This window comes from Myroides sp. TSA_177.3 (genome assembly GCF_052691955.1).
Genome location: NZ_JBQZGD010000016.1, coordinates 54,410 through 79,430, shown reverse-complemented (window position 1 = coordinate 79,430; position 25,021 = coordinate 54,410). Strand labels below are relative to the sequence as shown.

At 33.6% G+C, this 25,021-nt stretch carries 32 protein-coding genes; 29 read left to right on the top strand and 3 right to left on the bottom strand.

Features of this window, described 5'->3' with window-relative positions; translation table 11 throughout:
• Positions 1–903: 903 nt before the first annotated feature.
• From ACUTSE_RS14010 to ACUTSE_RS13900, 23 genes are all read left to right on the top strand, one after another.
• Positions 904–1,749, top strand: a complete 846-nt coding sequence (locus ACUTSE_RS14010; protein ID WP_445640689.1) for an RHS repeat-associated core domain-containing protein — start codon at positions 904–906, stop codon at positions 1,747–1,749.
• Positions 1,664–1,867 carry a M15 family metallopeptidase gene (locus ACUTSE_RS14005; RefSeq protein ID WP_445640688.1) on the top strand — a complete coding sequence of 68 codons (204 nt, stop codon included), beginning with the start codon at positions 1,664–1,666 and terminating at the stop codon, positions 1,865–1,867. The genes ACUTSE_RS14010 and ACUTSE_RS14005 overlap by 86 nt, the downstream gene beginning before the upstream one ends.
• Complete coding sequence (locus ACUTSE_RS14000; protein ID WP_445640687.1) at positions 1,864–2,415, top strand: hypothetical protein; 552 nt, start codon at positions 1,864–1,866, stop codon at positions 2,413–2,415. Before ACUTSE_RS14005 ends, ACUTSE_RS14000 begins: the two co-directional genes overlap by 4 nt.
• 220 nt (positions 2,416–2,635) lie before the next feature.
• Complete coding sequence (locus ACUTSE_RS13995) at positions 2,636–2,983, top strand: hypothetical protein (protein WP_445640686.1); 348 nt, start codon at positions 2,636–2,638, stop codon at positions 2,981–2,983.
• 89 nt (positions 2,984–3,072) lie between these two features.
• Positions 3,073–3,378 (top strand): hypothetical protein, encoded by a 306-nt coding sequence (locus ACUTSE_RS13990; protein WP_445640685.1) that lies wholly within the window; start codon positions 3,073–3,075, stop codon positions 3,376–3,378.
• A 2-nt stretch (positions 3,379–3,380) separates the two neighbouring features.
• Positions 3,381–3,701 (top strand): hypothetical protein, encoded by a 321-nt coding sequence (locus tag ACUTSE_RS13985; protein ID WP_445640684.1) that lies wholly within the window; start codon positions 3,381–3,383, stop codon positions 3,699–3,701.
• Between the two features lie 518 nt (positions 3,702–4,219).
• Positions 4,220–4,753: a hypothetical protein gene (locus tag ACUTSE_RS13980; RefSeq protein ID WP_445640683.1), complete on the top strand. Its 534-nt coding sequence runs from the start codon at positions 4,220–4,222 to the stop codon at positions 4,751–4,753.
• A gap of 258 nt (positions 4,754–5,011) precedes the next feature.
• Positions 5,012–5,374, top strand: a complete 363-nt coding sequence (locus ACUTSE_RS13975; RefSeq protein WP_445640682.1) for a hypothetical protein — start codon at positions 5,012–5,014, stop codon at positions 5,372–5,374.
• Positions 5,375–5,584: 210 nt separating this feature from the next.
• Positions 5,585–5,752 carry a hypothetical protein gene (locus tag ACUTSE_RS13970; protein WP_445640681.1) on the top strand — a complete coding sequence of 56 codons (168 nt, stop codon included), beginning with the start codon at positions 5,585–5,587 and terminating at the stop codon, positions 5,750–5,752.
• 420 nt (positions 5,753–6,172) lie between these two features.
• Complete coding sequence (locus tag ACUTSE_RS13965) at positions 6,173–6,508, top strand: hypothetical protein (protein WP_445640680.1); 336 nt, start codon at positions 6,173–6,175, stop codon at positions 6,506–6,508.
• A 5-nt stretch (positions 6,509–6,513) separates the two neighbouring features.
• The gene (locus ACUTSE_RS13960; protein ID WP_445640679.1) at positions 6,514–6,726 is read left to right on the top strand and encodes a hypothetical protein; all 213 of its coding nucleotides are present in this window, start codon (positions 6,514–6,516) and stop codon (positions 6,724–6,726) included.
• A gap of 389 nt (positions 6,727–7,115) precedes the next feature.
• A complete protein-coding gene (locus ACUTSE_RS13955) occupies positions 7,116–7,334 on the top strand; it encodes a hypothetical protein (protein ID WP_445640678.1) in 219 nt (72 codons plus the stop codon).
• Entirely contained in the window at positions 7,331–7,531 is a 201-nt protein-coding gene (locus tag ACUTSE_RS13950) for a hypothetical protein (protein ID WP_445640677.1), read from the top strand. The genes ACUTSE_RS13955 and ACUTSE_RS13950 overlap by 4 nt, the downstream gene beginning before the upstream one ends.
• Before the next feature lie 650 nt (positions 7,532–8,181).
• Positions 8,182–8,322: a hypothetical protein gene (locus tag ACUTSE_RS13945; protein ID WP_445640676.1), complete on the top strand. Its 141-nt coding sequence runs from the start codon at positions 8,182–8,184 to the stop codon at positions 8,320–8,322.
• Positions 8,322–8,504, top strand: a complete 183-nt coding sequence (locus tag ACUTSE_RS13940; RefSeq protein ID WP_445640675.1) for a hypothetical protein — start codon at positions 8,322–8,324, stop codon at positions 8,502–8,504. The genes ACUTSE_RS13945 and ACUTSE_RS13940 overlap by 1 nt, the downstream gene beginning before the upstream one ends.
• A gap of 165 nt (positions 8,505–8,669) precedes the next feature.
• Entirely contained in the window at positions 8,670–9,071 is a 402-nt protein-coding gene (locus tag ACUTSE_RS13935) for a hypothetical protein (RefSeq protein WP_445640674.1), read from the top strand.
• Between the two features lie 155 nt (positions 9,072–9,226).
• Positions 9,227–9,691, top strand: a complete 465-nt coding sequence (locus ACUTSE_RS13930; protein WP_445640673.1) for a hypothetical protein — start codon at positions 9,227–9,229, stop codon at positions 9,689–9,691.
• A gap of 413 nt (positions 9,692–10,104) precedes the next feature.
• Positions 10,105–10,500 carry a YbbC/YhhH family protein gene (locus ACUTSE_RS13925; protein WP_445640672.1) on the top strand — a complete coding sequence of 132 codons (396 nt, stop codon included), beginning with the start codon at positions 10,105–10,107 and terminating at the stop codon, positions 10,498–10,500.
• Between the two features lie 150 nt (positions 10,501–10,650).
• Positions 10,651–11,523: a hypothetical protein gene (locus ACUTSE_RS13920; RefSeq protein WP_445640671.1), complete on the top strand. Its 873-nt coding sequence runs from the start codon at positions 10,651–10,653 to the stop codon at positions 11,521–11,523.
• Positions 11,524–11,624: 101 nt separating this feature from the next.
• Complete coding sequence (locus tag ACUTSE_RS13915; protein ID WP_445640670.1) at positions 11,625–12,227, top strand: hypothetical protein; 603 nt, start codon at positions 11,625–11,627, stop codon at positions 12,225–12,227.
• A gap of 130 nt (positions 12,228–12,357) precedes the next feature.
• Positions 12,358–12,840, top strand: a complete 483-nt coding sequence (locus ACUTSE_RS13910) for a hypothetical protein (protein WP_445640690.1) — start codon at positions 12,358–12,360, stop codon at positions 12,838–12,840.
• A 4-nt stretch (positions 12,841–12,844) separates the two neighbouring features.
• Complete coding sequence (locus tag ACUTSE_RS13905) at positions 12,845–13,309, top strand: hypothetical protein (protein ID WP_445640669.1); 465 nt, start codon at positions 12,845–12,847, stop codon at positions 13,307–13,309.
• A 1,074-nt stretch (positions 13,310–14,383) separates the two neighbouring features.
• Entirely contained in the window at positions 14,384–15,859 is a 1,476-nt protein-coding gene (locus ACUTSE_RS13900; protein ID WP_445640668.1) for an FAD-dependent oxidoreductase, read from the top strand.
• 144 nt (positions 15,860–16,003) lie between these two features.
• Here ACUTSE_RS13900 and ACUTSE_RS13895 read toward each other — a convergent pair whose 3' ends face one another.
• Positions 16,004–16,630, bottom strand: a complete 627-nt coding sequence (locus ACUTSE_RS13895) for a porin family protein (RefSeq protein WP_445640667.1) — start codon at positions 16,628–16,630, stop codon at positions 16,004–16,006.
• A 107-nt stretch (positions 16,631–16,737) separates the two neighbouring features.
• Positions 16,738–17,289 (bottom strand): porin family protein, encoded by a 552-nt coding sequence (locus ACUTSE_RS13890; RefSeq protein ID WP_445640666.1) that lies wholly within the window; start codon positions 17,287–17,289, stop codon positions 16,738–16,740.
• Positions 17,290–17,610: 321 nt separating this feature from the next.
• Between ACUTSE_RS13890 and ACUTSE_RS13885 the strand changes: the two genes are divergently transcribed.
• The 6 genes from ACUTSE_RS13885 (at position 17,611) to ACUTSE_RS13860 (ending at position 23,933) form a co-directional block, all read left to right on the top strand.
• Positions 17,611–17,943 (top strand): winged helix-turn-helix transcriptional regulator, encoded by a 333-nt coding sequence (locus ACUTSE_RS13885; RefSeq protein ID WP_445640665.1) that lies wholly within the window; start codon positions 17,611–17,613, stop codon positions 17,941–17,943.
• A gap of 643 nt (positions 17,944–18,586) precedes the next feature.
• Positions 18,587–19,456, top strand: coding sequence for an NUDIX hydrolase (locus ACUTSE_RS13880; RefSeq protein WP_445640664.1), 870 nt, complete (start codon positions 18,587–18,589; stop codon positions 19,454–19,456).
• Between the two features lie 498 nt (positions 19,457–19,954).
• The gene (locus ACUTSE_RS13875; protein ID WP_002991804.1) at positions 19,955–20,260 is read left to right on the top strand and encodes a hypothetical protein; all 306 of its coding nucleotides are present in this window, start codon (positions 19,955–19,957) and stop codon (positions 20,258–20,260) included.
• A 491-nt stretch (positions 20,261–20,751) separates the two neighbouring features.
• The gene (locus ACUTSE_RS13870; RefSeq protein ID WP_445640663.1) at positions 20,752–22,293 is read left to right on the top strand and encodes a SulP family inorganic anion transporter; all 1,542 of its coding nucleotides are present in this window, start codon (positions 20,752–20,754) and stop codon (positions 22,291–22,293) included.
• Between the two features lie 2 nt (positions 22,294–22,295).
• Positions 22,296–22,919, top strand: coding sequence for a carbonic anhydrase (locus ACUTSE_RS13865; RefSeq protein ID WP_445640662.1), 624 nt, complete (start codon positions 22,296–22,298; stop codon positions 22,917–22,919).
• Between the two features lie 375 nt (positions 22,920–23,294).
• A complete protein-coding gene (locus ACUTSE_RS13860; RefSeq protein WP_002991809.1) occupies positions 23,295–23,933 on the top strand; it encodes a helix-turn-helix domain-containing protein in 639 nt (212 codons plus the stop codon).
• 67 nt (positions 23,934–24,000) lie between these two features.
• Here ACUTSE_RS13860 and ACUTSE_RS13855 read toward each other — a convergent pair whose 3' ends face one another.
• The gene (locus tag ACUTSE_RS13855; RefSeq protein WP_445640661.1) at positions 24,001–24,984 is read right to left on the bottom strand and encodes a helix-turn-helix transcriptional regulator; all 984 of its coding nucleotides are present in this window, start codon (positions 24,982–24,984) and stop codon (positions 24,001–24,003) included.
• Positions 24,985–25,021: the final 37 nt, after the last annotated feature.

The following is a 25,021-nucleotide window of genomic DNA, read 5'->3' as shown; positions in this document are numbered from 1 at the left end:
TAAAAGCAACACCCCAACCTTCCAATCGGATCGTTGGGGTTTTGTTATTTAGTGGGGGGTATTGTTTAGTGGATAAAAAGAAACACCCTACCACCGTTATACCATTAAAAAAGCTTCGACTTTAACTAACGACAATGATAAAGTGTTTCGAAAGGTAAAGTACAGCCGAAGACTACAAAAAAGCAACAGTGAATTTTAGTTGACAGTTTACTGTTAACGGTTTACGGAAGATTATTCTATTAAAAGAGAGTTAGAACCGTTAGCTGTAAACCGTCCACAGTCAACTAAAATGTAGTTGGGTTTTAAACAACTATTTATTATAAAAGAGAATCGAAACTGTTAGCTGTAAACTGTTCACAGTAAACTATTTTATCGTCGGTGGAGTAGTAAAGAGGAACGCAGTGAGTCTAAGGCTACGACAGTGGGGATAAATAATTGTGGTTTGAAATAGTCCTTTTTTACTTTGAACTAAAGACTACAATTGAAAAGTACAAAAACAGCTAAACGAAAATCAAACGATTGTAAGTATTTATTTTTACAACATAGTAATTGATTCATTAAAACAAAGTAAATCGATTCCATAGTTATAAAATTTGATTAGTTAACCTTACGACTAAACACCCCAAAGAGACAACGCCAATCAGCGCATAAACAAACGCTGTTAAAAAAAGCGCCAACTACACAATAAAAAGAAAGACTACCGTATGAAATAAACAAATGAATTGCGATATTTACTTTGTAGTTAACTTAACATAATAAACAAAAAAAGAAGTAAAGTAGTTGTTGAAACAACAGCAAAACACCAAAAAGTTAGCGCCTATACAGACGCACATTGAAATACACTGTAGATAAACCCACTGAAACTGCATAGGTAAAATAAAGGGCAATGGTATCATAGCGACCATGTATCTCATTGCTATATTATTTTTATTGGTATTCGATGCACTTCGTGAGGGTAGTACATCGTATATTACAGATGTTTTAGGAACACCGGTACAGTACGTGGAGTATTTACCATTTGGAGAAGTGATGGTGGAACAAAGCACCAACAACCTCTTGGAGAATGTGTATAAATTCAATGGTAAGGAACTGTATACACAAACAGGGTATTACTATTACGGAGCGCGATATTATGATCCGGGAGCAAGTATATTTTTGAGTGTGGACCCGTTGGCAGAACAGTTCCCAGCATGGACACCGTACCATTATGTACACAATAATCCGATTAATTTGATTGACCCAACGGGAATGAGTGCGGTTGATGGAGATTACTATGATAAACAAGGAAACTGGTTGTTTAATGATGGAATAGATGATAATAAAGTTTATGAGGTAAGTCCAATGCCTGGAATTGCACCTGGAATTGAGGGATCGGGAGCAAATAAAATTGAATATATAGGACAAACGAAAGATGTATTTAAAACTTGGGATCCTGTAACTAATGATCGGATCTTGGAACTTCATCCTGCTATAAGAATGAAAACATATAATTTTATCAATGAAACGGAAAAAGATCTTAATATTCAATTGAGGGTTACTACAGGTTTCAGAAGTGATAAAGAACAAGAATCTCTTTATTGGCAGAGTAGAGATGGAAGTGGTGCTCCTTGGGCAACGAATGCTCGTTCAGATCAAAGTTACCATAACTATGGATTAGCAATAGATGTTGTTGAAATTTCACAAGGTAGTGCTGTATGGAATACTAGTTGGAATGAAATTAGCGAGATTGGAAAAAAATCAAGGTTTTAACTGGGGAGGAGATTGGAAAAAAAGTATTGATAGGCCACATTTTGAGATGAGTTTTGGGAATAGTACAAAATCACTTTCACAAAAACCACTGGAGAATGGCTATAAAAAACTTAGATGATGAGAATAGAAATTATTTTAATTAGCATGTTTATTTTGACCGTTTCTTGTCAAAAAAAGAGTGATAGTGGACAAGTAGTAGATATAAAAACTGAAAAATATAATTATATCATAAATGATACATTAGCTTATCTTACACAAATTGATAAAGAGAGCATTAAAGATACTATTATAGATGTTTTACCATATTTTAATACTGCTAAATTTCCAAAAATATATAGATTAGGAGGAATAGCTTATGAACCTTTTTTCTTAAATGGAGATTTAGTAAAGATTAATTTAATTTTTGAAGGAGATAGAGAAACACTAACTAAAACTTACTATTTTAATAAACAAAAAGCTGTTTTCTATGTTGTACGAATCTATACTATTTTTGACCCACCTAAGTGGGAAGAAAATTCAAAGATAAAAGAGATTAAACAATCTGATTATTATGTTCTTAATGGAACAATAATAAAATCAAAAGGAGATGATATTTCTGATTTAGAAATATCTAATGATATAATTGAAGTTATGAGGTTGGTGGGGTTGTTATCACTATATCCCTGATTCCACGGATTTAACTTCGTTCAATTCGGCTAAAGCCTCGGGTGCAGTCTGTGCGTCTAAATAAAAGAAAACCCCGTTAGTTGAAAGATTAGCGGGTTTGTTTTTTATAAAATAGCTTTAGCAGGTCTTTTTCAATTGAAATAAACTTTATTTTTATAAGGACAGGTGGTCTTGTAAATCAAGGTTAAGTTCGCGGGCGGGAAAAGTTGAATAGATGTGGATGAGTGTAGATCCGTTGGCGGAACAGTTCCCAGCATGGAATCCGTACCATTATGTACACAATAACCCGATTAATTTGATCGATCCGACAGGGATGAGTGCTGAAGGAACAGGAGAAGGCGACAATAATTCTTCAACTTTGAAGGAAAAAATCGCATTAGGTTTTATTAATTTAATTAATCTCGTTGGATCTTTAGGAGCTGTAGTTAATGGAGATAAACCTGGTGATTTTATGCATAACCTTAGTTATAGTCAGGATGGAATGATGTATATAACGGAACAATCTTTATTTATTTATTTATTTATGCAGCAAATCAAGCAAACAGAGCACCATCCAAAGGAGAACTGAAAAATACTTATGCTAAAAATACTTTTGAAGGTAGTAAATTTGCAAAGAGTGTATCTCCTGCTTTAAGTTCAAGAGGAGCTGTGCGCTCAATGAAATATTCAGCTGAATGGAAAAATGCTAGTTTATCAGATGCAATAAAAAAATATGCTCCTAATTCAACTGGGTATAGTACACCAAAGGGGAAAAGTATTTATAATAATTCAAAAACAGGAATACAAGTTGTACATGATATTGAAGGGAATTATTTTAGAATTGAAGATACAAATATATCTGGAAAAAGAAATTATTTAGATATGGATGGTAATATTCCAAATAATAAGACCATTAATGGAAAGCAAATGGGAAGAAGTCAAAGTGAATATAATAGAGAAACTCATTTTAATAATATAGATTAAAGATGTCAAAAGTAATATCGGTACCTAAAGACAAAGAAGCAGAATCTGCGTTAGATTATAATAATGCTAAACCAGAACAACTTGTAGAGTTGAAGTTAACTAATGAGGAATTTGATATATTATGGGAAGAAGGAATTTTTTCTTTAATTAATAGAATATCAGGTAGTAATATAGATGATTTTGAAGATGAACATATAACTGATCTTGATGTTATTAGTTTGGTTTTAAAAGAGTTGAAAATGTGTGATGCACATTCAAAGGATATTGTGAAAATGTTTGAATTAGCTTTAGAGTATAGAACCAGTGTTCATTTCTATTTTTAAAGATACTGTACCAAAAACTGTATAACTATAAAAAATAAACCCCAATCGCGCGGATCTAACTTTGTTCAATTCGGCTAAAGCCTCGAGTGCAATCCGTGCGCCTAAATTATAAAAGAAGAAAAACTCGTTAGTCGAAAGATTAGCGGGTTTTGTATTTTATAAAATAGATTGAATTTTTCTCTTAGCGATAAAAGCATCAATGACGGAAAATATATGTTCACAATCTTTTTTTTCAAACTGAGACACTTCTAAAATGCATATGCTGGTTTCTTTATTGATGCGTATAATCTTCTTTACCTGTTAAGTTGTCTAAAGAAATTTCTAAGATATCTGTTATTTTATGAGCAATATCAACTGAGGGGAAAACCTCGTTTCGTTCATATTTACCGAAAATCTCACTATAGGCTTCAATCTTTTTACTAAGGGTGTTGTTTCAATTGAAATAAACTTTATTTTTATAAGGACAGTTGGTCTTGTAAAACAAGGTTAAGTTCGCGGGCGGGAAAAGTTGAGTAAATGTGGACCCGTTGGCGGAGCAGTTCCCAGCATGGACACCGTACCATTATGTACATAACAATCCAATGAATTTGATTGACCCTACGGGGATGGCAGCTGAAGATTCAACTGGAGGAGATGGAGGGAGATTAACAGCATGGAAAGTTTTCCCAAATAATAATAAAAAAGGAAGTTACAATGCTTACGAAGTAGCGAGTACAGATTGGGAAGGAGATCCTACAAATGTTTTCTCAGTACATAATAATAGTGGAACAATAGATACCTATAATAGTGTAAAAGAGCTTAATGATGCAGGAATAACAGATGTAAATTATCAGCGTAAAAATGATAAGAGTACGATGGGTAATTTGCAAATGGCTTATGATGGTTGGGTAAATGCAACAGGAGAGACTGCAAGGGCTAAGGAAACGATGTTGAATTATATAGATGGAATTGCATCAACAGTTATACCTATTGAAGGATTGCTTTTAGGAAATGCTGCTAAAGGAGGAGTATCTTTAGGGGCTAGTCGTACAGGGATTAAAAAATGGCTTTAAAATATAGGTAATTTAGAGAGAGATACATTGATTAAAAATATAGAAACTGCTGGTTTTAAAAGAATGAGTCCTACTAGTTCCCCAGTAAGCGTTTTTGAGAGAGGAGGTTTGAGGATCCGGTTGGATCCTCCTCAGTCAGGAACACCTTATAACCATATGCATTTGGAGTATGGGGGAAATAGTTATAATATTCTTCTTAATCAAGTAAATTATAGAAGTTCAGCAGCTCATATTTCAATAAAATAGAAAGATATTAATATGAAAAAAAAAATAGAATATTCATTTGACGACGAACCTATAAGCAAATTTTGCTATGATTTAGATACTCAAAAAATAGAAATTAATTTTAGAGGATACTATGATTTGATTAAGAATGTCTATATAAATGCGTCTTGTATTTGGGTTCTTAAAGATTGGGAGTATGCAAAAATCAAAGTAGGGGATGACCCAAATCGATATGAACTAGCTAATCATCTTGGTATTTTTAGCTTAATCTTGTATATGAAATATAACGATGATCAAGAATTGGAAATGCTTGTGATTACTGTAGATAATAGATATATCACCTTAATCTTTAAAGAACCGAAATTAAGTTTAAAAATAAATAACAATATTCTTTAATTTTTAGAAGTATCTTACTCATGTTTTGTTTAAGAGATATTTATAACACAAAACTCCTACAATTTTTGTTGTAGGGGTTTTCTTGTATAAAATAGTTTATAATTTTTTAGTCGTTCTTTTTCAACCAAATAAAACCATATTTTTATAAAGACAGTTGGTCTTGTAAAACCAAGGTTGAGTTCGCACAAAGAAAAAAGAGAGTAGATGTAGATGAGTGTGGATCCGTTAGAGGAAGAGTTTCCTGCATGGACACCAGCATCTCTCATATATAATGGTATGGAAGTTTTGTACCCAAATGGAGCATTAGAAGATTATGGAGAAGCACTAGCTACTTATAGAAAAGGAAATACAGGAGCTGTATTTAAACCAGAGTTATAGATGAGAGGGTATTATTATTTATTTTATAAATTATTTAATTTTTGGGAAAAGATTTCTTTTCCTAAATTTTGGAGCGCTTTTAAAGCAGAAGTTTCAATTATGGCTTTAGAAATCTGGTTGGTAATGTCTGTGGTGAATTATTATACGGTTTTTATTGATAGACACTTTTATTTGAATAAAATAGTGTTTATGCTTATAGTAGTATGTATTGTGATTGTTAACTTGAAATTTTTTACGTATTCAAGTGTGTGGAAAGATTACAATGTAAGATTTGAGCGATTATCTAAAAATCAAAACCTTATAGGAGGTATAATTGTATGGTGTATAATCTGTATGATAATATTAAATTTTATATACTCATTTTACTTGTTGTATCAATTAGATTAATTATCTGAGAAATGCCAATCTCTATCGCAATCGTTGTACAAGCGAGAGTCTCAAATCACCTCTCGGTGCTTTGAAAGTATTACAACAGTAGAGCAAGCTGAAGCGAAAGGATATAAAAATGTACAATCGGTGAGTAGCAGTATTGCTTTAAATAGTGGAACAGAGAGTTATATGTTATCCGAAAATGCAACAGTTACTGATATGAATACAAATGCAACAGTAAATACAGGTTTTAACTTAGCAGATGGTAGTTATATTGGTAAATTTGGTAGTAGCAAGTTTGAATCTTTGATGTTAGAAGGATTAAATAATATTTTTGAGAAAACCATTGATGATGCAAGAGATAATAAAAAAGAATCGTATAAATAATTAGAATGAAGAATATTATAATAACTTTTATAGGAGCAGTTATTGGTTGGGCATATTTTTTTTATGCACGTAAAAGCGATGCAAAAAGAAAAATGGAATGGTCTACTAAGATTTTATATTTTGGTTATGACCTTAAAGTTTTAATTATGGCTATAGTGGCTACGATTTTAACGATTTATTTTTTAGTAGATTATTTAATAAATGATGTAAATTCTTAATCTTTAAGTATTGTAGTAAATAATAGATTTACACCACCCCAACCTTCCAATCGGATCGTAGGGGTTTGTTTTTAGTTAACAGTTAACAGTTTACTGTTAGCGGTTGACAGCGTGAACAAAGTCAACTGTTTGTAAAAGAAAATCTAGTGTAAGGAAAATTTGTTTGTAGCTTTAAAAGGTTATCTTTAGAAGAGGTTTTGTTGTTGTAAAAGACGATGTAGAACTGTTCATTGTAAACGGTCAACTAAATACGATCCAGGAGCGAGTATATTTTTGAATGCGAATCCGTTGGCGGAACAGTTCCCAGTATAGACACCGTACCATTATGTACACAACAATCCGATTAATGTGGTGGATCCAACGGGAATGGTACGTGAAGGAAAAGATGATTGGGTGCATTAAAGGGGAGTAATAGTAAAAACCAATTTATAATTTCAACTGAAGAAGCTATAACTAGAGGAGTATTGTTCTATTTGGGAAATAAATTAGGAAAAGTAGGTAGTAGTCAATTAGAAAATAGGATGAATGAGGGATTAATAGATGCCTTTGATAAAGCATTAGATCATGCAAGAGATAAGGAAATAGGACCATATAAAAAGCAATTATGAAAAATATAATAGTATGTTTAGTTTTATCAATCATTAGTTGGTTATATTATTTTTATGAACGTAAAAAAGCCACACAAAATGAAGGTGATTGGATTGATAGATTTTGGAAATTTGGTTTGGATTTTAAAATATTGCTTATGGCAATAGGTACTGCTTTTCTAACTATTTTTTTTGTAATAGATTATTTTAGGGAGTAAAATATAGTTTATTAATTTAGGCTAACATTCTCAACCTTCCCAATCGGATCGTAGGAAGGGGGTTAGTTAACAGTTTACTGTTAACGGTTGACAGTGTGGCTTTATGTAAAAAACTATAAGAACTGTAAAGAGTAAACCGCCCACCATGAACCAACTAAAATATTAATACAACAGCAGAAGAAACAATAGGGAAGTGATACAGAAGAATAGAGCAGTATTTAAACCAGGATTATAGATGAAAATGTATTATTATTTATTTTATAGACTTTACAAGTTTTGGGAGAAGGCTCCTGCAAGATTTTGGAGTGATTTTAAATCAGGAATTTCTATAATCGCTTTAGAGGTTTGGTTATTATTTTCCTTGTTCAATTATTACTCTTTGATAAGAAACGAGAAACTAGATATTAGTTTTACTAGTCCCGTTATAATTTTTCCTTTAATTTTAATTTTTATAGTCAATTATTAGTTTTTTGTATATAATGATAAATGGAAATATTATGTTGCAGAGTTTGATAAAATCTCACGGAATAAAAACTTAATTAGAGGAATTGTTATATGGTTGATAATTGTGATAATAATAGTGAATTTCTTTGTGTCAGGTTATCTTGTGCAAAAGAATCTATTGCATTTATCCTAAACTAGCAGCATTTATGATTGGAGGTGAACTGCTTAATGCAGGGATGAATAAAGTTATTCCTGGATCAAAAAATGATTTAGGGAAAGAAATTCTTAAACAAGGAGCCTCTTTAAAATTTAAGATAAATGAGAACGAAGTTAAAAAAGAAAATTAATGGAATTAGTTTATTCTATCCTGTGTATTTTAGGAAGTAGTGTGTATTTAGCTTATTTATTTTGGAAAAAAAATAAAGATTCTAACTTTTGGGATAAGTCAATGCAAATAAAGGGACTTTTAGGAGGAATTGGTCTTTTTTTGATGGGAATAATAATGTTATATAGATATTTTTTTAATTAAATAGCTATATATCGTTTGAAAGATGTATGTAACACCACCCCAACCTTCCAATCGGATCAAAGGGGTTTGTTAGTGGAGAAGGGCGATGAGAAAAGGGCGGATGATGGTAATAGGAAAATTGAATTCAGAAAACAGCAGGGGTATCTATTAATAATTCAGAGATAAATGAAAGCGTTTTATTATTTCTTTTATAAGATTTATCTTTTTTGGGAAAACGGACCAATTCGGTTTTGGAGTCATTTTAAAACAGGGTTAACCATTATTTTTTTGGAAATATGGTTAGTATTGTCCTTATTCATATATTACAATGTTTTTATGGATAGGTATTTTCATTTAGACAGAACTTTATTCCTTACTATAAGTGCAATTATTATTGCAATTAATGTTTATTTTTTTAGTAATAGTGCTGATAAATGGATACTTTATAAAGAAAGCTTCGATAAAATAGCTACACGAAAAAATTTAATTGGAGGAATTATTGTTTGGAGTATTGTAGGTTTAATAGCCCTAAATTTAGTAGTTGCTTTTTATGTTATGGGTAAAATAGATTGGAATAAATATCGGTAATGGATAGGGAATCAAAAGTGATATTACCATAAAAAAACCTTGTAAAATATTTAATTCAAAGACGAACAATTGTTCGTCTTTGGTATTTTAAGCATTAAAACAAGAAAAAATACTTATTTAAAATTGAAAACTCTATTTTCAAAATAAGAAATAATATGAAGAAAATTATACTTTTATTATGCTTGTGTTCAATGAGTAGCATGAGAGCTCAAAATATTGATTCTAAAGTTAAGGAAACGATTTATCAATTTATTTTTAATGAAAATAAGTATAATGATAGATTGGATTGGAAGAATAAAGAGCAATTGGATATGCTGATTTATATTGAACCTATACATTCTAATATTGAAGGAATAGATATTTATTTTTTTAGAGTTACATTAAAACCATTACGAGCATATTTGTTAATAAGCCAAAAGAATGAAACGATAGTTATAGGAGAAAAAAATAAAGATATGTTTGAAGAATTGAAAGAATTATATGATTTCTTACTATGTTCAGAAGAAGACAAATTGAGTTTTCTTCAGTGTGTTTCAAATAATTTGTTTTTTATTTATCGAAATAATTTAGAAGTTGAAAATAGTAATAGAATAAAGGTAAATGGTGAATATATTAAATGATTAATGTTATTGACGTACGATATTGAATTGAAGTAGAAGATAAAGTGATTTGTATTGATAACGTTGGTAATTATGCTATAGAGAATAAGTATTTAGGTAAACTTAGTAATTTTCAGCTACTTCTGGATTATGATAAAGAGCCTATACCTGATTTTATTTTAAAAGAAATACAAAATAAGTATCCAAATGATTGGAATGATTACATAAAGAAATATGAGAATATAATTTTTATGGAATTCACCAAAAAAAATAACTTTCCAAAGCGAATCAAAGGGGGGATTATTGGAGAATGGAGATAGGAAAAGGGAGAAGGGACGTACAATATGGTGATGCATTAAATAAAAAGAAAGTACATATCTTGTACCAGCTAAGACCCAGTGTTAAAAGATGATTATAAATTTTAATCTAAGTACATGATGATAAAAAATAGTGTGGTATTAGTATTGGTTTTTCTAGCAGTTGCCTGTAGTAAGAGTGTACAGAGGTCAAATGATGAAGATCTAAAAGATACGGTGAGAGCTTTTAAAATGATTGAAATTCCTATGGAATATGATCATATTGAAGGAATTGGCCATGTCAAGGGGTATGTCCCTACTGCAGATATAGCGGTTCAAATAGCGGAGTTAATTCTTTTTCCTATTTATAAAAAGGAATTAATTCTTGAGCAACGTCCCTATCATGTTTTTTTAAAAAATAATTCTATTTGGTGCATAGAAGGGAATTTGTCAGATAATAGGGAAGGAGGCGTTTTTTATATTGAGATTCGCAAAAGTGATGGAGTTGTTTTGAAGGTATTGCATACTAAATAATAGCCAGCCATTAATGCAGCATAACTCAATTAACTTGGTTAATCTATGGGAGGATAAACCCTATTTTAGAGTGGTTAATGAATTGAGTAAGTCAGAAGATGAGGCAAATAAAATAAATTATAATTAGGTCCTAAAGGGAGCAAAAGAGCAATGAAAAAAGCAATTGTAGTAATAATTATATCATTTTTATATTTAAGTTGTAAGAAAGAGGATAAGAAAGTTGTGTATGATCATACAGGTAATTTTGTTTCATCTATAGTGGTAAAAGGTAAAGATACAATTAGTCGGGTAAGGTTTGTAGATGAAATGCTGAACGTTGATTTGAATAATCATTTTATTCATTTCGGAGATACATTATATGAACATAACAAAGATGGAAGTATTGCCTTGAAAATAGTGCCGCTAGAGCTGAATTATGCTTATTTTGAGTTATATACTTCTAAAGAAGAAAAACAAGTTTCAGGTTATATTAAAAATAATTTGAAAATCAATAGATGGAGGTATTACAAAGATAAGAAGTTGGACTATACGAATTATTATATTCTAAATGAGACCTCATCTTATTTATCTGAAATTGTTTATTATAATGCTGATGGTGCTATTAATGAAAAGAAAAGTAACTATTTAGATTGGAGATTGCCTGATACATTAATGATTGGAAAAACTATTGGCGATGTAAAGTATAAAAATAGTTGGAAGGATAATATACAGAACTATGTGTGTATTGGTTATAATATAAATGAGGATTTTACTAATCTGTTGAAAGTAAAAATAGATACATTTCCTTACCCAACTCAAAATCATGATTTTCTAGGTTTTGTGGCTTTAAAATTTAATCAATTAGGTAGACAAAGAGTAAAAGGTTTTGTTTATGAAACGAGGTTTAATGAAACTGAAAAAAATGATGTAAGGCTAGAAATTTCACATCGATACTTTGAAAAAGAGTTTTTTATTATTCCACGACCAGATACTATACCAATGGATAAAATAATTAATTACAACAATTTTAAATTGAAGGAATGAAGTAATAACTACTCCAGCGTTTCGGATCTGATCAAAGGAGGTATTTGGTTTACAGTTCACGGTTTGTAGTAAATTAGATCTTGTGTAGTAATAGTGTAGAAATGGATTCTAGCGAACAACTAGGACTTCTACAAGATGAAAATCGGGAGGAGGTTTTATTGATAGACCTAATTTTAGTACACTTAAAAATGGAAATGCGAAAGACACTTTTTATGACAAAAATTCTAAACAAGTTAGGGATTAAGGTTTTCTTTTTGTTGTTTTTGACTCTAGTTGGATGTGATAAATATAAAGAATCCTATCGTGGTTATGCTTTTGTACAAGTTTATGAGACTGAGGGAGGAGATTCAAATATAAATTTTTATTTGATGGATCAATATTCTAAGGGAAAATCATTTGATCAAAATATAGAACAAATTCAAAAAATTAAAACAATTATTCTAACTACAGATAATAATGCTGATCTATTAAAACATATTCAAAGCTTAAAAAGTCTTAGGGGGAATAATCCTCATAATGAGTTAATCTATTATTTGGTTTATGTAGATTTTGCAGTAAAAAAAGCCTATTTGCTAAAAAAAAATAATTTAGAGCAGGAATTAGTAGGAAAAAAAATGGATATAGAAGCTTATCATTACTTAGTAGAAGACTCAGATGTAGAATTTCACAAGTTTAATGTAGTAGAACTTTTAAAAGGATATTAAAGTTTTTTCCTTTAGTATAATACAATGTTGGTTTGAGTTCAAAATACAGCAAATTTTAATAAAACAAAGGCTCCAACATAGGTATAAACACTTAACTTAGAAATAGAAGATGATAAAGCATTTTTTTGTGATGATAATTTTATTGGGAGGACTTATGTCGTGTAAAAAAGATAGTAAGAAATTAGATGAAGATTATGAACCTTTTAAATATACTTTCAAATACCCTGATACCGTTTATGTAGGTGAATCTCACTATAGCGAGGTATTGTACTTTAGTGATTTAGACACGATAACCACAAGTTTTGACGATGAAACTTATAAACGATATGTTTATATGTGTATGAAGAAAACAAAAAATATTAATTACGATTTTAAGACCCTTAAGAATAGCGTTTTAGATACTTTAGGGGCTCTTAATAATAGAAAAATTCCAATTGGAGAAATTGAGTTTTCTGAGGCAGGAATACACTATTTAGATGGGTATGTTGTGGATGAAGTAATTTTTACAGTTCCAATAGAAGGAGAATATGATAATAATGGAGAACCTCTTTATAGGTATATCGTTCATGAAAATAGGATTACAAAAAAAGTAGTTGTCATTAATAAAGAATAAAACGATGCACATCAGATTTTTTCTTATTGTTTTTATACTATCTCAAGGGATATATGCACAGCATAAAAAGAGCTATATTTTTTTTGAAACTAATCAGCCGATAGAAGTTAAGTTTTTTGCTCAAATGCAAAGTAAAAACGATGAAGTTAAACCAATTGAAAGAAATCTTTTTTCGTTCAATAATCAAAATGTATTTTTTGTTGAGGTAAATAATAAATGGATTAAAATAGATTTGAGAAAGTATGAGGCAGATCAATTTTTTAATATAAAACTAGATCTGAATGTGGAGTCAAAAGGCACTGTTTACAAATATAAGAGAGGAGATGACATTAGGATAGAGGACAATTGTAAGGATGAAAAATGTGACGTTGTAGTAATTGAATTTCCTAAAATAATATCTTCTGAAAATCAATATCACACTACTATTAATACTGTTTTTTCAAAGTATATTTTTGATTCACTCTTTTAGTGAAATAGAACAAGCCTTGCTACAAAAAAATGAAATTACACAAGTGATAAAGAAATTTCGACTATAGTATGAGAATTAATCAAGTTATTATAATTATTCTTTTTAGTATTCTATATGCCTGTGATTCATAGTAAGATAGGGTGTTTGTGCTTTGTGAGGTGGTGAGGTGGTGAGAAGATGAGACATTCTTCTTTAACCGAAGAAATCATCAAAAAAGCCTCTAGTAAAAAAACAAAAAAACAAAAAAGCAATACTCTAATCAGTTGCTCCGCTCTGTATGTCCTGACGAAGGAAGGGTCGCATCCCGCGCTCACACTAGAAGGTGAGGTTTGTGCTTTGTGAAGTTTGTGAAATCGTAGGTTTGATCGATTAAAGAGGATTGTTGCAAAAAAGCAAAAAAGCAAAAAACCAAAACCAATTTACTTAAAAGCCAAAACCATCTTTACAAAAGAGAATTTACCCCAACGTAAGTCAAATAAAGAGCGTCAAATGTTTGAAAAGGCTGTAAAAATAAAAGGTGTTTGAGCGTAGCGAGTTCTTTTATTTTCAGCCTTGAAAACTAATTTGACCTTTATTTGGGTTAGTTGAAGGGTTTTTTGTTTCTTTTTTACCCTTTAAAAAAGAAAGGAGTCTTTGTAGGTTTGTTTTTTGTGAAGTTGCAAGAATCGCTGTAATAGAAAGTTTATTCTTTTTTTATAAGGAATTACCAGTCCGATCGCGCTCACGAATAGTATGTCTCCCTGACGCAGGAAGGGTCGCATCTCGCGCTCACGCTAGAAGGTGAGAAGATGAGGTTCTTCTTTAACCGAAGAAATCATCAAAAAAGCCTCTAGCAAAAAAACGAAAAAGCAAAAAAGCAATACTCTAATCAGTTGCTCCGCTCTGTATGTCCTGATGAAGGAAGGACCGCTCCTGCGCTCACCTTCTCACCCTCTCACCCCCCATAACCCCTAACTCATAACCTCACCCCCAATTCTCTCTTAAATTATACCCATTCGCGAATTATACGCCAAAGACAAATTGTATCTTTGGCGTATAGTTTTGAAACGTAGAGGAGTAATACGATAATTTTAGATGCAGTACGAGAAAGAGAATCAAATTGGAGATAAAAACGAACATTGGGTAAGTTGTGAAGTTTGCTTGGGATTGGGAAAAAAGAGCAAAAGGAGAAGCAAGCAACAGCGGCAACACGGTGTGACAGCACCTGCTTTATCTGAGCAGAACAATGGCGTAGGACAAGCTCCAAAAGCTCCTCAAAAAATACAGAAACCTTGTAAGCATTGCTTGGGTATAGGACTCGTACGCAGTAATATACCACCCGTTAATAATCCGTCTAAATATCCGCATATCGCTATTGTTGGAGGCGGAATTGGTGGTATCGCTTTAGCAGTTGCGTGCTTGCATCGCGGTATTCCATTTACCCTATTTGAAAGAGATCATGCTTTTGCTGAGCGTGCACAAGGATACGGACTTACCCTACAACAAGCCAGTAAAGCATTGCGTGCATTTGGAATCACTGCAGTAGAAGGTGGAGTAGTGTCTACCAAACATATAGTACATGCAGTCGACGGAAAAGTGCTAGGGGAATGGGGAAAGCGAAAGTGGATTGGAGCAGAAGAAGATAAAACGGCAAAGCGAAATAATATTCACATTCCCCGACAAGTATTGCGTCAAATGTTGATTCAGCAATTGGGGGGAGAGCAGCGAATGCAATGGGGGCATCAACTCATCGATTTACAATACAGTTCTTCTAAAGTGAATTTGACATTTCAGGTTGACGATCAGCTCCGTAGTTTTGATGCAGATCTTGTGATAGGAGCAGACGGCATTAGAAGTACGGTACGCCGTAAATTAATTGGCGAAGATCAAACACCCTTGCATTATTTAGGCTGTATGGTTGTATTGGGCATTTGCCCCTTAGAAAACCTCAGAGACGTACAATCGCCCTTATTAGATGGGGAAACTGTATTTCAAACTGCAAACGGTACCGAGCGCATGTATATGATGCCCTATACCAAAGACAGCATCATGTGGCAATTGAGTTTTCCGATGGATGAAGAAGAAGCAAAAGCCTTGAGTTTGGCGGGGGCAAAAGCACTAAAAGAAGAAGCGTGCAGACGCATTCAGTGGCATAATCCTATTCCTGAAATACTTGATGCAACGCAGGAAACGACCATATCGGGATATCCCGTATACGACAGAAGTTTATTTGATCCAATGCTCTTGCAGAAGGCTGGGCCTGTAAGTTTATTAGGTGATGCTGTGCATCCCATGAGTCCATTTAAAGGGCAAGGGGCAAACCAAGCCTTGCTTGATGCTTTGAGTTTGGTACATCAATTAACGACTGCTTGTCAGGCTGTTCCAGATTGGAAAACCTTAGATCTACGCCAAGCCATATTAAGTGAATACGAAGTAGAAGTAAGTAATCGAAGTAGTGCAAAAGTAAAAGGGTCAGCAGCAGCAGCAGCATTTTTACACTCCGATGTTGTACTTCAAGAAGGTGACCAAACGATTGGTGCTAAGTGGAAGTCAAGGACTTCGCAGGAGTAATACGATTTAAAAAGGCTTATAAAACAGTCCATCTTGTTCAGAGAAGTTCACTTCCTTTTTTGGTGTAACATCATAAAAAAACGCCTGAGTAGTGTACCCAAGCGTTTATTTCTATGTAAAATCTAATGTTTTATTTGCAATACATTAAAACTTATACCCAACACCTAATTGGAATACTCTGTGTTGTCCATCAGCATCTTTCAAAATGTCCGTCAAACCAAGGTTATATCGTGCATCAAAGAATAATCCAAAAGAAAGATCATATGCTACACCAAAATTTAAACCAAAGTCAACTTTGTTTGTCATAGATTTAATGTTGTTTGTTATTGAGGTTTTTTCATTCCCTAAACGAAGATCTGCTGTTGATTCTGCTTTTACTAAGAATCCTAGTTGTGGACCTGCTTGAATACTAAAGCCTTCTGCAACATAGTATTTTGCCATAACAGGGACGTTGATGTAATTCATGTTTACTTGCATGTTAGTAACACGTACACCATCTATTAGAAGATCGTTTTTACCCTTCGCTCCTTGCATAGAATATTGAAGTTCAGGTTGGATAGAAAACTTATCAGTCACAAAGATCTCAGCTGCGGCCCCAATATGGAAACCAGCTTTACTTTTCATATCTGAGTCGTCACTGACAGTTGAAATGTTTAAACCTGATTTAACTCTAAATCGAACGTCTTGTTTGTCCGATTTTTCAGGTGTTTGTGCATGAGAAATTGCACTAAATGCGAAAATAGCCAAAAGGCTAGTAATCATTCTTTTCATTTGTAATTGTGTTTATGTTTTATAGTTAGCTATTAGTTCTGCTTGAAGAGAATAAACGCTAGATGTTATATAAAAGAGGATAATCTACATTATCCTCTTTTCAATTTTTAGAATTTATATCCTACTGAAAGTTGGAACACACCATTCTTGATAGATTTACCTTCTTTGTTTACTTTACTTAGACCTAAGTCATAGCGAGCATCAAAGAATAGTCCAAGAGGTAATTCATAACCTGCACCGAAGTTTAAACCAAAATCTACCGTGTTTACATTGTCTTTAACATCGATACCTCCTTCTTCTGCTTTTACGACAAATCCCACTTGTGGACCTGCTTGTACGCTTAATCCATCCATTATGTAGTATTTAGCCATAATAGGCACATTAATGTAGTCTAAATCAACTTTTGAACTGTAACTTCCTTTAGCTTTTGCTCCTTGTGAAGAGTATAAAATCTCCGGTTGAATGGCAAATTTCTCATTTAAGAAGATCTCTGCTAATGCTCCTACGTGGAAGCCTGTTTTACTTTTCGTATCATCTGCGCCAGAAAGATTAGAAATGTTCAAACCTGCTTTTGCTCCAATTTTAATATCTGGAGTTTGTGCTAATGCAGCGCCGCTAAAAGCGAAAATAGCCAATAGGCTCATAGTAATTTTCTTCATATGCATTGAGTATTTATAAGGTTAAATTCATGCTAAAAGTATTAAATATAATTTTAAATAAAAACCAAAATAAATTGTATTTGTATAATTTCTCAAAAAATAAACTAAAATGATAAAATAATGTGATTTTTGTGTTGTTAATAAAATAAAATAATAGAATTAAGTCCCCGAAAGGGGAAAAATAGATAATTATATTTTATTTTTTTTGCCTTTGAGTGCTGAATACACTTCTTTTAACTATATTATAGTCTTAGGAAAGAGGAAAAAATACTAGAATTTTCAATTTTTAATGACATCTTTGTATGTAAGAGAGATATTGGTATGGAGAAACAAGTAATTATAGATAAAGTATGTGCCTTAGAATTTGCGGTAAAAGCAATTAGTGGCAAATGGAAGATTCCTATCATTTGGCGCATCAATGAAGGAGAGAAGAGACCTAGTGAGTTTTTGAGGGGAATTGCTACAGTGGATCGTCGAGTGCTCAATCAACAACTAAAAGAGTTAGAGGAAGTGGGCATCTTGAGTAAACAACGTTTTGATGAAGTTCCTCCACGGGTAGAATACACTTTAACACCTTTAGGATTACAATTAGTCGAAGTTTTAAAACAACTCAATGCGTGGGGAGAAATTTTATTGGAAGATCAACTTCCTTAAAAAGAAGAATCTCGTTCGGCAAGTAGTTATACTTAAAAATGCAGAAACAGTTCAAAAACATAGTAGTTTTACTACTAATCGCATCTAAAAAGAAGAAGAATACTCGAAAAATATAAAGAAATGCCCTTTTTTGTAGGAATTTGAATTAAAAAAAGTTGTCAAAAGAACACTTTTTTTTAGTTTTTAGTGTGTTATGTTTAAAATTATAAGAACAGATGAGAATTTATTTCATCTGTTTTTTTTATTGTATTAAATTAAAATTAAAAAAGCATAACCTTGTATTTTTTTCTTGCTTATTACGTAGAATGTTATTTCCTTTGTTAGGGAATTAAATAAATGAGTGGAAATTCATTTCTAAGTCAATCACTCCTCTTTTTTAGTAAGGCAGAAAATGGGATATCGTGGTTTACGAGTAATGGATTTCAAGTTTTTAATTTGAAAAGGGTTAATAGGAATTCTGTTTAATTGTTTGTTGTTTCGAAATAGTACCTTATACTTTCAAATTAAAAACACGTAGTAAAAACAACCTGTTTTTAGTACACAAGAAAAATTTATGAAAAAGAAAAAGCAGGATGTTTTATTGTCCTGCTTTTTCTTTTTAATTTCGAATCTTTATTGTCTACGAAAGTAAAGTTAAAAAGCTATGTCTCCACAAACTCAATTGCATATTGTACAAGCAACGCCTCAACATATACCTCAAATTCAAGATTTGATTCATCATGCAACACAGCTTAGCTATACATCATCACACGAAAATACAAAAAAGAATAAAAGTATAGCAGAATTAATTCACCAAAAAGAGATGTATTTGGTGTATGAAGAAGAAATACTTTGTGGATGCTTTGCATTTAACTCGCAAGGTTACGCAGCAGCGTTGGTGTTTTTTTGTTGTTTGACAGATGAAAAGGAGGGAGAAATAGGGCAGGAGCAAGTGAAATGGAACAGCTTATTAGAAGCTGTCCAAAAACAAGCATGCGTATCTTCTTTTAGTTATTTAACTGTGATTGTAACACCAGCAATGCAAGCGTGGTATGAAGAACGAGGTGCGAAACAGTCCAAAGTAGTAGAAGACGCAACAGATGCAGTGGAATATTACCTTACTGTGGTCGATCAACCTTGGATCGATTTACCGACTGCAGGTTTGGTTTGTGTGAAAGATAAACAACTCCTATTGGCTTTTAGTAAGAATAAACAAGCGTGGTATTTACCAGGTGGAAAAATTGATGCAGGAGAGGATAGTCAGCAAGCACTTAGACGCGAGATCGAAGAGGAGCTATCTTTGGTTCTTCAACCCGAGCGACTTTCCTTTTTGACGCATATTGTCGCCCCTGCTTATGGGGAGAAAAAGAATATCCTCATGCAGCAAGATTGCTATTATTACGAATTAGAAGAGGATACTATTACAATTGCTAATGAAATCGGCGGAATCCAGTACTTTACAAAAGAGGAATACATCCGCGATCAAATTCCCGTTCCTGGGGTATTGAAGGTTTTTGAGTATTGTAATTTGTGAGGTTTGCTCTTTGTGAGGTTTGTGCTTTGTGAGGTTTGTACTTCGTGAGGTTTGTGCCTTGTGAGGTTTGTGCCTTGTGAGGTTTGTGCTTTGTGAGGTTTGTGAAGTAGTAGGTTTTATCGATTAAAGAAGATTGGCAAAAAAGCCTTTTGCCAAAAAAACAACTCTCCATTCTGTATATCCACTTAGTGTGTTCTGCTGACGAAGAAAGCATCGCATCGGTCACTCCTATATGTAAAGATTTGTGAGGTTTTACAGTTCACTGTAAACCGTTAACCATATAGGATGCGACCCTTCCTTTGTCAGGGACATACGAATCGGACAAACACAGTGGAGACTGGGACGGAGAATCTCATCTCATCGCCTCATCTTCTCACCCTCTCACCCTCTCACCCTCTCATCGTCTCACCCTCTCATCGTCTCACCCCCTCAAACTATTTACAATAAAATTAACACCATAAATGCTTGAGTTTTTTGAAAAAAAAATATTTTTGTTGCATGAAATACGCAGCAATAGTCGTTTTATTTTTCTTTGTCAATTTTATCGCTACACCCACAATCGCGGTGTTAGCGGGTATTGAACTTGATATCCCTATGCTGACGATTTCTGAAGAGAATAAAAAACCCATTACCAATGCAGAGGAAGAAGAAAAAGGTCACTTTCATGGGTTACATCCTTTTCAAGAGGATTTTCTATTGCAAGATAGAGATGAATCAGGACTTCATTATGCACAATTAAAACTCGTGTACGAATCGTTAGAATTCGACGTTTTATCCCCCCCTCCCGAATTTTTTATTGCTTAATTAAACCGATGTGTAATGCGTAATGCATTAGACGGGGTAGTGATGTATGCTTTGTAAGGTGTGCAGGTTGTCTATGGACTTTTTTTATTGGAAATCGAAGCGCAGTGAAAATCGAAACGAAGTGAAAATCGGAACGCAGTGTAGATTCATCGAACACCAAAATCAATATGAGATAGGTGAGATATATTCATCGAACACCAAAACCAATATAAAATAGGTGAGATATATTCATCGAACACCAAAATCAATATGAAATAGGTGAGATAAAAGAGAGAATTTTTTTCTGCTTGAAAACGATTCTTCTTTCATCGATAGATTTCACGATTTTGCAAAAAAGCACCTTCACAAAGAACGATTTCACTTAATGAAGAAGAGAGAATTTTTCTGTTTGAAAACGATTCTTCTTTCATCGATAGATCTCGCGATTTTGCAAAAAAGCACCTTCACTCCCCCCATCAACAGTAAACTGTTTTAATTTTAAGTAAACAAAAATGAAATATCGTATGCAAGTAGCAACATGGAAAAAAAGTGTTGCTCCAGGCCTTGTGGTCTTTTTAGTCGCACTTCCGCTTTGTTTGGGAATTGCGCTAGCTTCAGGTGCGCCTCCAATAGCGGGAATTATCGCTGGAGTAGTAGGGGGAGTTATTGTTGGATTTATGAGTAATTCCAACGTCAGTGTAAGTGGTCCCGCTGCGGGATTGGCTGCCATTATTTTAGCCGCTATTAGTGAGTTGGGATCCTTTCAACTTTTGCTAACTGCGGGAATCCTTGCGGGTATTATCCAATTAGTATTGGGGTTTCTACGGGCAGGGGCTATTGCCAATTTCTTTCCTTCTAGTGTGATTGAAGGAATGCTTGCGGGAATTGGAGTGGTTATTGTTATCAAGCAATTGCCTTTAGCATTCGGAGTGAGTACATTAAGTGATGTGCAGGATATAGCGTCCATTCACAAAGGAACTCTGTTGATGACGGTGCTTTCTCTGGCTATTTTAATAGCGTGGAGCAAGAGTAAAAGATTAAAGAAAATTGCCTTTTTACCAGCTGCTTTGGTGGTTGTGGTGGTTGGGATTTTACTGAATCAATTGTGGATTTATACGGGTAGCTCTTGGGCCATTGATGCTTCACAAGTGGTGGCGATTCCAGTATTAGATGGTCTATCTTCTATTAGTTCTTTGCTCGTTTTTCCAGATTGGACCGGATTGACTAATCCAACGGTTTGGATTGTGGCAGGTACCATTGCTATTGTGGCTTCCATCGAAACACTATTGTGTATTGAGGCAACAGATCGTTTAGATCCATTAAAACGACATACTGATACGAATCGCGAATTGAAAGCACAGGGAATAGGTAATATTATCAGCTCTTTGATTGGAGGGTTACCGATGACTTCTGTGGTTGTGCGTTCATCAGCTAATGTCAACGCAGGTGGATTGTACAAAGCTTCTGCAATTATCCACGGCGTGTTTTTACTACTCGCTGTAGTTGCACTTCCTTTTGTATTGAATATGATTCCGTTAGCTTCTTTAGCAGCGGTATTAATCTTAGTGGGATATAATTTAGCTAAACCCGCTGTATTGCTTCACTTTTGGCATAAAGGTTATACGCAATTTGCGCCATTTATTGTAACACTTGTTATGGTTGTTGCTACAGATTTACTGATGGGTGTATTAGCGGGAATGGTAGTGAGTATTGCCTTTTTATTATTGGGTAACGTGCGCAAAGCATTTTCAATGCAGCACACCGTGAAAGATGAACAACTTGTGTATACACTTACGTTAGCACAAGAAGTATCCTTCTTTAATAAAACAGCCATTAAAAACAAATTGCATCAACTACCTGATAACTGCCATTTGGCAATTCAAGCCAAACAAATGGGGTATATCCACATGGATGTTCTCGAAATGATTCAATCGTTTATTAACGAAAAAGCCAGAGAAAAGAACATCGCAATTACTACGACGGGTTTTCATAAATCCATTCAAATCAGCCAAGGGCAATCTAATCTTATTTTATCACATCGTAAAACGATATAACTATGAACTCATTTACAAAAGAAATATTAGCAAATACAACACCAGAGCAAAGTTTAAACCTATTATTAGAAGGAAATAATCGCTTTGTCAATAATTTAAAATTCAATAGAAACTTCTTGCATCAGCTTCAAGAAACGAAAGATGGTCAACATCCACATGCAGTGATTTTGAGCTGTATGGATAGCCGCGCTCCATTAGAACACGTGTTAGATCAGGGAATTGGAGATATCTTCAGCTTGAGAATCGCAGGAAATGTATTGACTGATGAGGTGATTGGTAGTATGGAATACGCTTGTCAGGTGGTTGGAAGTAAATTGATTCTCGTTTTGGGACATAGTCGATGTGGTGCGGTAACTGGTGCTTGTAACCATACAAGTTTAGGTAAACTAGATACTATTTTAGAGCGTATTCATCCGATTGTAGAAAAAGTACGTGAGAAAAACCAAGGAAAAGAATTAAGTCAAACGGAATTAGTAGAGTTAGTGACGATGGAAAATGTTCGTTCCATTGTAGAACAACTGCAACGAGTAAGTCCTTCTTTAACCCAATTAATTGAAGAAGGTCAAATCGGTGTCGTAGGCGGATACTACGATGTCGTAAGCGGAAAAGTAGAGCTGATTTGTTAGTATGAGGAATACTTTGTTAACGTTGAGAAGTCCCCAGCTCGGGGACTTTTTTTTACGCCTTATTGCCTTAGAAAGGAACTTGGAATAAGATCTTTCTAACTTAAATAAAAACACAATAATTCACATATTGTCATTTTTAATGTATTTTAAGTGGTTATATGCGAATATTTTGTATTTTTATAGAAAGGAATCAATTGTTAATTTATTGATGGAAGTGTAATTATTTAAAATATTTTCATCTCTTAGGGAATTGTGTGGTGCTTATTTGTGCGTTTTCCTTTATTCTATAAAGGTTTGAGGGACGTAAGGGTGAAAAAGTTAACAGTTGCTTGTGAAAGAGTCATTTTTAATTTTAATTATTAAATAGGTCAAACGATGTTAGACGCAAATGATGTTATCAGAAGATTAAAACAATTGCTGGGATTCAAAACGGATTTGGAACTAGCCAATTTATTGGGAATCAAGCCCAATACATTATCCTCATGGAAGATACGAGAGACGTTGCGTTATGATAAGATTATTGAGGTATGTAAGCAACATAAAATTGACCTGAATGAACTGTTTTTAACCCATCCCAATGCTGTGTATAAAGGAAATTTGGAGGATCGAGTAGTAAAAATGATTTCAGTTGATCATCAGATTGAGTATTTTATCAATCCAGAAAAGTGTTTAGCTACGTCGCCTACTTGTATTTTTCCAACGGAGGATGAAGTTAATATTGGATTTCAAATTGGAGTGGAGAACATGTATCCTACGATAAAAGTAAGTTCTTATGTATTGTCCATGCCCATTGAACCTGCAGAAATGAAACCGTGGCATATCTATGTCTTAGTCGTAGAAAATCGCGGGATTTTATGCTATCGCTTCAAACGCAAGATGGAAAATGGCGAACTTTTATTCGTGAGTGATAATCCCGTTTTTGACAGTATGACCTTGAGGATGGAAGAGATTCGAGCGGTATTTAGTATTCGAGGGATCTTTTTGCCAAGTGTCAAAAATTTGGTTGAGACTTAAAATCAAAATAGGATAATGAAACAAGAAACCTCGTAAGAGGTTTTTTTTATGGCCGAAATGCTGTGGTTTACTTGTAGAGTGCACTAGGGGATACACCGTATTTCTTTTTGAAAGCAGTCGAAAAATGACGTTGATTCTTGTATCCAATTCGATCGGAAATTTCGCTGATGTTAAGTGCCTGATCAGCGAGTAATGTTTTAGCATGTTCCATTTTTTCATGTGCCCAAAAAGAAATGACTGTCGTGCCGAAAAGTTCTTTAAACCCTTTCTTCAATACAAATTCATTTGTCCCTACGCGGTGAGCTAAATCTACCAATGAGTAGGTACTATCTAAATTTTGAAGCATGAAATCGCGCACCGCATATATCTTGTCGATTTCTTGCTTCTTTAAGGATCCTTGGTAGGGAGATTCACCGTAAAACTGTTCCAATTGTAGGAGTAAAAGCTCGATAACCTTGGCTTCTAAAAACAAGCGTTTAAAAATCCCTTGTTTATCGCAGTGAATAATTTGATTTAAAATCTCATACATCTGATGGTTAATGGTGTAGTGTTCCGGATGTAATAAACTCGATTTGCCTTTCTCGAGTGCATTGCGGAAACGGTCAAATAAGTGATGGTCATGAGGGAGAAATCGCTTGAAAAATTCAGGCCTTAAATTGATTTCGCAGAGTTGGAAATCTTCACTTTCCCATTGCATTTGGCCACCCAAGCCATTGGTGTACAAAATATTATGCGAATGAGCCTCAAAGCTGACTGGTTGATCAAATTGAGTGGTACGCGCTGTGCTTTTGCCTTTCATGGTGAAGTGCATCTCAATGGTCTCAAAATCACTCTCAAACCCCAAGAGTACTTTTTGTGCCAGCTTTACATTGCCAATCCCAATATGCACGCCATCAAAGTACAATTCTTTGTAGTAACCGCGTCCCATAAAGGAATCCAAATGGGTAACGCTCTCTTGTACAGTCCCCCCTTTGGGTTCAAAAAAGGTGGTTGGATACTCTTTTTCTACTATTGTATGCTTGTGTTTAATGTCATATAGTCGTAAAGTCATAAGCTAATTCTCCCTGTTTTTTTGGCGGACTTTTTTA

Coding starts and splice junctions, on each gene's coding strand:
- ACUTSE_RS13855 (WP_445640661.1), bottom strand. CDS start 24,984: ATGACTTTACGACTATATGACATTAAACACAAGCATACAATAGTAGAA.
- ACUTSE_RS13975 (WP_445640682.1), top strand. CDS start 5,012: ATGAAAAAAAAAATAGAATATTCATTTGACGACGAACCTATAAGCAAA.
- ACUTSE_RS14005 (WP_445640688.1), top strand. CDS start 1,664: ATGTTGTTGAAATTTCACAAGGTAGTGCTGTATGGAATACTAGTTGGA.
- ACUTSE_RS13970 (WP_445640681.1), top strand. CDS start 5,585: ATGAGTGTGGATCCGTTAGAGGAAGAGTTTCCTGCATGGACACCAGCA.
- ACUTSE_RS13885 (WP_445640665.1), top strand. CDS start 17,611: ATGGAGAAACAAGTAATTATAGATAAAGTATGTGCCTTAGAATTTGCG.
- ACUTSE_RS13915 (WP_445640670.1), top strand. CDS start 11,625: ATGGATTCTAGCGAACAACTAGGACTTCTACAAGATGAAAATCGGGAG.
- ACUTSE_RS13890 (WP_445640666.1), bottom strand. CDS start 17,289: ATGAAGAAAATTACTATGAGCCTATTGGCTATTTTCGCTTTTAGCGGC.
- ACUTSE_RS13860 (WP_002991809.1), top strand. CDS start 23,295: ATGTTAGACGCAAATGATGTTATCAGAAGATTAAAACAATTGCTGGGA.
- ACUTSE_RS13870 (WP_445640663.1), top strand. CDS start 20,752: ATGAAATATCGTATGCAAGTAGCAACATGGAAAAAAAGTGTTGCTCCA.
- ACUTSE_RS13875 (WP_002991804.1), top strand. CDS start 19,955: ATGAAATACGCAGCAATAGTCGTTTTATTTTTCTTTGTCAATTTTATC.
- ACUTSE_RS13930 (WP_445640673.1), top strand. CDS start 9,227: ATGAAGAAAATTATACTTTTATTATGCTTGTGTTCAATGAGTAGCATG.
- ACUTSE_RS13920 (WP_445640671.1), top strand. CDS start 10,651: ATGAAAAAAGCAATTGTAGTAATAATTATATCATTTTTATATTTAAGT.
- ACUTSE_RS13935 (WP_445640674.1), top strand. CDS start 8,670: ATGAAAGCGTTTTATTATTTCTTTTATAAGATTTATCTTTTTTGGGAA.
- ACUTSE_RS13945 (WP_445640676.1), top strand. CDS start 8,182: ATGATTGGAGGTGAACTGCTTAATGCAGGGATGAATAAAGTTATTCCT.
- ACUTSE_RS13900 (WP_445640668.1), top strand. CDS start 14,384: ATGCAGTACGAGAAAGAGAATCAAATTGGAGATAAAAACGAACATTGG.
- ACUTSE_RS13925 (WP_445640672.1), top strand. CDS start 10,105: ATGATGATAAAAAATAGTGTGGTATTAGTATTGGTTTTTCTAGCAGTT.
- ACUTSE_RS13880 (WP_445640664.1), top strand. CDS start 18,587: ATGTCTCCACAAACTCAATTGCATATTGTACAAGCAACGCCTCAACAT.
- ACUTSE_RS13990 (WP_445640685.1), top strand. CDS start 3,073: ATGAAATATTCAGCTGAATGGAAAAATGCTAGTTTATCAGATGCAATA.
- ACUTSE_RS13895 (WP_445640667.1), bottom strand. CDS start 16,630: ATGAAAAGAATGATTACTAGCCTTTTGGCTATTTTCGCATTTAGTGCA.
- ACUTSE_RS13905 (WP_445640669.1), top strand. CDS start 12,845: ATGCACATCAGATTTTTTCTTATTGTTTTTATACTATCTCAAGGGATA.
- ACUTSE_RS13910 (WP_445640690.1), top strand. CDS start 12,358: ATGATAATTTTATTGGGAGGACTTATGTCGTGTAAAAAAGATAGTAAG.
- ACUTSE_RS13950 (WP_445640677.1), top strand. CDS start 7,331: ATGAAAAATATAATAGTATGTTTAGTTTTATCAATCATTAGTTGGTTA.
- ACUTSE_RS13865 (WP_445640662.1), top strand. CDS start 22,296: ATGAACTCATTTACAAAAGAAATATTAGCAAATACAACACCAGAGCAA.
- ACUTSE_RS14010 (WP_445640689.1), top strand. CDS start 904: ATGTATCTCATTGCTATATTATTTTTATTGGTATTCGATGCACTTCGT.
- ACUTSE_RS13985 (WP_445640684.1), top strand. CDS start 3,381: ATGTCAAAAGTAATATCGGTACCTAAAGACAAAGAAGCAGAATCTGCG.
- ACUTSE_RS13960 (WP_445640679.1), top strand. CDS start 6,514: ATGAAGAATATTATAATAACTTTTATAGGAGCAGTTATTGGTTGGGCA.
- ACUTSE_RS14000 (WP_445640687.1), top strand. CDS start 1,864: ATGATGAGAATAGAAATTATTTTAATTAGCATGTTTATTTTGACCGTT.
- ACUTSE_RS13940 (WP_445640675.1), top strand. CDS start 8,322: ATGGAATTAGTTTATTCTATCCTGTGTATTTTAGGAAGTAGTGTGTAT.
- ACUTSE_RS13995 (WP_445640686.1), top strand. CDS start 2,636: ATGAGTGTAGATCCGTTGGCGGAACAGTTCCCAGCATGGAATCCGTAC.